The following is a 6340-nucleotide window of genomic DNA, read 5'->3' on the forward strand; positions in this document are numbered from 1 at the left end:
TTTCTCTCCGCGCGGAGAGAAAGGCGGCGGTTCTGCTATGGATTCGCGGTGTGGCTCATACGGGGGCACGGACCGTATCCGGGTGTCAGGGAGGGATCGTGGGCAAGGTCGTGCTTGTCACCGGAGTGGCCAGGCCGCTCGGTGGCCGCTTCGTGCGCCGTATCCAGCGAGAGCCCGACGTGGAGCGGGTGATCGGCGTGGACGCCCAGCCCCCGGCGCACCAGCTGGGCGGCGCCGAATTCGTACGGGCCGACATCCGGCAGCCGGCCATCGGCAAGGTGCTGGCGGAACACGCCGTCGACACGGTCGTCCACATGGATGTGCACGGCACCCCGCCGACGCTGGGCGGCGGCGGGCGCGGCGCGGTCAAGGAGACCAACGTCATCGGTGCCATGCAGTTGCTCGGCGCCTGTCAGAAGGCGCCCACAGTCAGTCGTCTGGTGATCAAATCGACGACGAGTGTGTACGGTTCCGCACCCCGCGATCCCGCTGTCTTCGACGAGACGACACCGGTGAGGGATCTGCCGAGCGGTGGCTTCGCCAAGGACGCCGTCGAAGTCGAAGGCTATGTGCGCGGTTTCGCGCGGCGCCGCCCCGACGTCGCCGTGACGGTGCTGCGCTTCGCCCATATCCTCGGCCCCGCCGCCGAGTCGCCGCTGGCGGCGTACTTCTCGTTGCCCGTACTGCCCACCGTGCTGGGATACGACCCCCGGCTGCAGTTCGTGCACGACGACGATGTGATCGAGGTGCTGCGGCTGGCGGCGGGCGAGCCGCGCCGGGGGACGCTCACCGCCGGGACGTTCAACATCGCCGGGGACGGCGTTCTGCTGCTGTCACAGTGCGCCCGGCGTCTGGGGCGGCCGACGGTGCCGATGCTGCTGCCGGCGATCCGGTGGAGCCGGAGCGTGCTGCGCTCGGTGGGCGCGACGGACTTCTCGCCCGAGCAGATACGGCTGCTCACCCACGGGCGTGTCGTCCGTACCGACCACGCACGCGACATTCTGGGATTCATACCGCGCCGGACGACCGCCCAGACGCTGGACGACTTCGTGCGGGAGCGCGGCCCGGGGCTGCTGCCGCCGCGCAGGCTCGCCGAGGCGGTCGACCGGTTCGCTGGACTGCTGCCGGCAACGCCCGGCCCGGAGGAGGTGCGCCAGGATGGCTGACGCGAAGGTCATACCCTTCGACGACGACAGGGACCGCTCACGCGGTTCGGGAGCCGCTGCGAGCCGGAGCCCCAGGGACGGCAACCGCTCCTCCCGTACCGGCCGCTCCGGGCAGCACGGTTCCGCTTCCGCTTCGGGTACGGGTACGGGAAGTGGCGCGGACGAGAGCCGTGCCGGACGTCGCAGCAGTGGCCGCGCGGCCCGGCGCTCCCGGCTGACCACTGTGCCGGAGGACCAGCCGGACGCGGCGCAGGGCGCGGAGGAGCCACTGGGGGACGGGGAGTCGGACGGGGGGCCGGGCCAGGAGTCGCCGGGACGTCAGGAGGAGCCCTCGGGGCTGCTGGAGCAGTTCCTCGGCAAGGGCTGGGAGAACCGCGCCTCGCGCGGCCTGGCCTTTCTGCGCCGCAGGATCACCGGCGATTACGAGGTCGACGACTTCGGCTACGACCAGGAGCTGACCGACCAGGTCCTGATGACGCTGTTGCGCCCGGTCTTCGAGAAGTACTTCCGGGTGGAGGTGCGCGGGGTGGAGAACATACCCGCGGACGGCGCCGCGCTGGTGGTCGCCAACCACTCGGGGACGCTGCCGCTGGACGGGCTGATGCTCCAGGTCGCCGTGCACGACCAGCACCCCGCCGACCGCCATCTGCGGCTGCTCGGCGCCGACCTGGTGTTCGTACTGCCGCTCGTCAACGAGCTGGCGCGGAAGGCCGGGCACACGCTCGCCTGCGCGGAGGACGCCCAGACGCTGCTGGAGCGGGGCGAGGTCGTCGGGGTGATGCCGGAGGGCTTCAAGGGGCTGGGCAAGCCCTTCGCGGACCGCTACAAGCTCCAGCGCTTCGGGCGCGGCGGCTTCGTCTCCACGGCCCTGCGCGCGGGCGCGCCGATCGTGCCGTGCTCGATCGTCGGGGCCGAGGAGATCTACCCGATGGTCGGCAACTCGCGTACTCTCGCCCGGCTGTTCGGCTTCCCGTACTTCCCGATCACCCCCACCTTCCCCTGGCTCGGCCCGCTGGGTGCGGTGCCGCTGCCGACGAAGTGGACGATCCAGTTCGGTGAGCCGATACCCACCGACGGCTATCCACCGGAGGCCGCGGAGGACCCGATGCTGATGTTCAACCTCACCGACCAGGTACGGGAGACGATCCAGCACACGCTCTACAAACTGCTGGTGCGGCGGCGTTCGGTGTTCTTCTGAGCGTTCTGCCGACGCGCTGTTCCTTCGTACGTACCCGCCCTGCCGGCTGCCGTGGCTAGCTGCCGCCGTCCAGGCCGAGGCGGGGCAGGACGTCCGGGACGATCGGGGGCAGCGTCACCTCGGGCGCGCTGCCGGGCGTGGACGGGCCGTCGGAGCCTGGGCCCGAGTGGGACGGGCTGCCTTCCCGGTCCGGTTGGCCGGACGGCTCGAGCAGTCCGCCGCCGAGCAGCCCTCCGCCCTCCCGCTGCGAGTCCGAGGGCGACGGCTCCTCGCTGCGCCCGTCCCGCCGGCCGGCGACGTCCTCGGTGGACGAGGAGCTCGGCGACGTGGAGGGCTGTTCCTCACCCGTGCGGTCACCGGTGCCCGGCTCGCGTTTCCGCGCCGCCTCGTCCCGCTCCTGGGGCAGCAGCGAGCGCAGCGGGCTGACGTCGTGGTCTATGGCGTCGAAGACGGAGCTGACCTCGTCGCTCACATCGTGCAGCTGCGTCGGCAGCCGGTCGCGCAGCCGGGTCCAGCCCGCGCGGTGGTTCTTGGAGAACGCGGACAGGGACCGGATCGGTGCCAGGTCGCCGTTCTTCCGGTAGGCGCCGCTCAGCAGCCGGTGGCCCTCGGAGGCGTCCTGCCGCATCCCGGAGAGCGTCCTGCGGACCTCGGCGAGCGCTTCGTGGTCCAGCTCTCCCGAGCGGTCGCGCTCCATCAGACGGCGGGCCTCGTGCAGCCGGGTGGAGGCGTGGTCCAGCAGCAGGCTGCCGCGGTCGGCGTCGTCGCCTGCCAGGTCGAGTTGCAGGTCCTCCATGCCGCGTTTGAGGCCGTAGAGCGAGTCGCCGGGCAGCGCGTCCGTGCTGGCCGCTGTGGCGCCGCCGAAGGCGCTGGCCGCGACGCCGACGCTCAGCCCGCCGGCCGCGAGCCCCTTGCCCAGCCGGGATTTGGGCCGCAGCTTGCCCAGCGGCCCGAGACCGGGTGCGCGGTGCTGGCCACCACGGGCGCGGGAGCCGGTACGGGCGTCGCGCTGCTCGGGGAAGCGTGCGCCGCGTGCCGCCGTCTCGCCCTCCGCGAAGGCGGCCTCCATGGCGGCGATCAGCTGGGCCCGCTGGACCGTCTTGACCTCGGGGGCCAACTCCGGTTTGGGGAGCACGCGCAGCGATTCCGCCAGGGACAGCAGCGACCGGTCCGAAGTGTCGTCCCGGTGGCTGTCCCGGTGGCTGTGCGGTGTGTCCGTCGGCGGTGCCCCTTCGCCCCTCCGGTCGTCAGGGGACGCCTCGGGCCCCGCATCGGCCGCCGCGCCCGCGTCACGCTCCTGCTCGTCCAGGGCTTGGGCGAAGGCGATGGCCCGTCGGCTCGTCGGCACGGATCCGATCACCGGCGGCACCTCCTCTCGTCAGCACGGTCGGCTCCCCTGCACCCAGCCATGAGCGTGGCCGACCGCGCTCACTCAGCGGCGACTGCGGCCCGGGCAGCGGCTACGGGGAGTCTGCAACCCCCACAACGAGCGCAAGCCACTCGGGTTACGGAGTCGGATGTCACGATGATGTGACTGGTGCGGAGGCCGATGGGCGATGGGCGACGGTCAACGGCCCAGGACCCTGGACCCAGGACCGAGGGCCGGGTGCCGGCACCCGGCGCGCACGCCGTCGGTGCTAGCGCGCGTCGTCGGGGAGGAGTCTGGCGAGGGTGCGGACGGCGCGGTACTGGAGCGTCTTGATGGCGCCCTCGTTCTTGCCCATCACCCGGGCCGTTTCCGCCACGGAGAGCCCCTGGAGAAATCGGAGCGTTACGCACTCCTGCTGTTGGGGGTTGAGCTTACGTACGGCCTCCAGCAGGGCGGCGTTGGAGAGGGATTCGAGGACCGACTCCTCCGGGGAGCGCTCGACCTCGTTGGCGTCGAGCATCTCGCCGGTGGTCACTTCGAGGCGGAAGCGGCTGGACTTGAAGTGGTCGGCGACGAGGTTCCGGGCGATGGTCACCAGCCAGGCCCCGAAGTCGCGGCCCTGCCAGGTGAAGGTTCCGATGCGGCGGAGGGCGCGCAGAAAGGTCTCACTGGTCAGGTCCTCGGCGGTGGCCCGGCCGCCGACCCGGTAGTAGATGTAGCGGTAGACGGTGTCGCTGTACTGGTCGTACAACCTGCCGAACGCCTCGGCCTCGCCGTCCTGGGCGCGTTCGACGAGGTCCATCATGCGGCGGCTGTCGGTGTCCGAGGCGGCGGGGCGCCGTGCGACGGCACCGGTGCCCCGGGCGCGCCTGCCGCTCGCTGTGGAGGTGCGGGACGCGGTGGGGGTGGGCGAGGACGAGGAGGTGCGGGACGAGGCCGCCGGGGACGCGGCGGCGGAGGCGGCCGGACCGGCCGTGGTCAGTGCGCGGGCGGCGCGGCGGGCGAGGGCATGGCAGGGACCTGCGGGGACAGTTGAGATCCCTGCGGGGACAGGTGCGGTCGTTGCGGCGAGGGCAGGGACGGCGTACGCGGTGGGGACGAACGCACGCAGTTGGTCGATGACTGTCGTGCGCAGCGTAGCCAGGCCCGAGGCGTCAACCCCGACGTGTGGGTACACGGGACTCCCAGAGGCAGAGCTTCCATCACGTGCAGTGCGGGACCATTCACCCGGCGTAGGGACGGATGGGTACCGAATTGCGTCTGAGGAGAATAACGCTTCGTACAGGCGGCGCTACACCTAGTTGCCAAAAACGTCGCTTCGGTTCGTTCTGTTACGGATTGGAGCCGCAATCAGGTGCGAATCGAGGACTGGTTTTGATCATTTGGCTGGCTGAAACTGACGCCTGCGTGATGAGTTCCGCCCGACCGGGCGGACCGTGACTGCCGGGCCCGAGCGCCGGGTAACACTGCTGGATTGCCGCGCCCGCGGCGGCGCGTGCCGGGCGTACGGCGGGCGCCGCGCGCCTCGGCGCGGAGACGGCTGTCCTCGTGAGGGCCCTAGCGGCGGCGCCGCTGTACTGCGGCGGCGGCGACCGCTCCGCCCGCCAGCGCGCCGACACCGGCCGCGGCCGGGATGCCCACCTTGGCCGCCTTGCGGCCCCTGCGGTAGTCCCGCAGCCGCCAGCCCATTTCACGAGCGTGCGCCCGAAGACGGCTGTCAGGATTGATCGCATACGGATAACCGACGAGCGACAGCATCGGGATGTCGTTCGCCGAATCGCTGTACGCGGCGCACCTGTCCAGGTCCAGCCCCTCGGCCGCGGCCAGTGCGCGGACCGCCTCCGCCTTGGCGGGGCCGTGCAGCGGTTCGCCGACCAGCCGCCCGGTGTAGACGCCGCCGACCGACTCGGCGACCGTGCCCAGCGCGCCGGTCAGGCCCAGCCGGCGTGCGATGATCGTGGCCGTCTCCACCGGTGCCGCCGTCACCAGCCACACCTTCTGCCCGGCGTCCAGGTGGGCCTGTGCGAGCGCGCGGGTGCCCGGCCAGATGCGGCCCGCCATGTACTCGTCGTAGATCTCCTCGCCGATCGCCATCAGCTCGGAGACGCGGTGTCCCTTGACGATGGACAGCGCGCTCTCCCGCGCGTCCTGCATGTGGTCGGCGTTCTCGGAGCCTGCGAGCCGGAAGTACGCCTGCTGCCAGGCGAAGCGGGTCAGTTCGCGCTTGCGGAAGAACTTGCGCTTGTAGAGGCCGCGGCCGAAGTGGAAGAGGGCGGCACCCTGCATGACGGTGTTGTCCAGGTCGAAGAACGCGGCAGCGCGGACATCCCCCGCCACGGGGAACTCCGCTTCCTCCGCTCCTTCCGCCGCTGCACGCGCGGCCGCCTCCGCCTCGGCGAGCTCCTGCTCCTGCTTGCGGGCCGCCTCCGCGGCGGCCTCGCCCGCGAGAACGCTGCGCGCGGTCGCCGATCGCTTGCGAGGGGTGAGCCATGCAGGAAGGGCCATGCCGCGAGCATAGCCAGTCTGTTCGGTCCGGCGGTTGCGTCGGGGTTGCGGGGGGTGTGGAGAGGGTGAACGGCCGGGGTGCGGGGTGGCGGTCGGGAGGGG

General features: G+C 71.8%; 5 protein-coding genes. 2 read left to right on the forward strand and 3 right to left on the reverse strand.

Annotated elements, in window-relative coordinates; genetic code table 11:
• Positions 1–98 precede the first annotated feature (98 nt).
• The gene (locus tag ITI46_RS32470; RefSeq protein WP_209243532.1) at positions 99–1166 is read left to right on the forward strand and encodes an NAD-dependent epimerase/dehydratase family protein; all 1068 of its coding nucleotides are present in this window, start codon (positions 99–101) and stop codon (positions 1164–1166) included.
• A complete protein-coding gene (locus tag ITI46_RS32475) occupies positions 1159–2364 on the forward strand; it encodes a lysophospholipid acyltransferase family protein (protein ID WP_209243533.1) in 1206 nt (401 codons plus the stop codon). The genes ITI46_RS32470 and ITI46_RS32475 overlap by 8 nt, the downstream gene beginning before the upstream one ends.
• Before the next feature lie 55 nt (positions 2365–2419).
• On the opposite strand, the gene ITI46_RS32480 is transcribed toward ITI46_RS32475, so the two are convergent.
• The 3 genes from ITI46_RS32480 to ITI46_RS32490 form a co-directional block, all read right to left on the reverse strand.
• Positions 2420–3724 (reverse strand): DUF5667 domain-containing protein, encoded by a 1305-nt coding sequence (locus ITI46_RS32480; protein WP_209243534.1) that lies wholly within the window; start codon positions 3722–3724, stop codon positions 2420–2422.
• 277 nt (positions 3725–4001) lie between these two features.
• On the reverse strand, positions 4002–4910 hold the full coding sequence (locus ITI46_RS32485) for an ECF subfamily RNA polymerase sigma factor, BldN family (protein ID WP_209243535.1): 909 nt from the start codon (positions 4908–4910) through the stop codon (positions 4002–4004).
• A 380-nt stretch (positions 4911–5290) separates the two neighbouring features.
• A complete protein-coding gene (locus ITI46_RS32490) occupies positions 5291–6238 on the reverse strand; it encodes an HAD family hydrolase (protein ID WP_209243536.1) in 948 nt (315 codons plus the stop codon).
• Positions 6239–6340 lie beyond the last annotated feature (102 nt).

Origin of the sequence: Streptomyces oryzae (assembly GCF_017676365.1) — a bacterium.
GTDB classification, from domain to species: domain Bacteria; phylum Actinomycetota; class Actinomycetes; order Streptomycetales; family Streptomycetaceae; genus Streptomyces; species Streptomyces oryzae.

What these genes read in the sequence shown, in the direction of transcription:
- ITI46_RS32490 (WP_209243536.1), bottom strand. Translation starts at nt 6,238, where the DNA reads ATGGCCCTTCCTGCATGGCTCACCCCTCGCAAGCGATCGGCGACCGCG.
- ITI46_RS32475 (WP_209243533.1), top strand. Translation starts at nt 1,159, where the DNA reads ATGGCTGACGCGAAGGTCATACCCTTCGACGACGACAGGGACCGCTCA.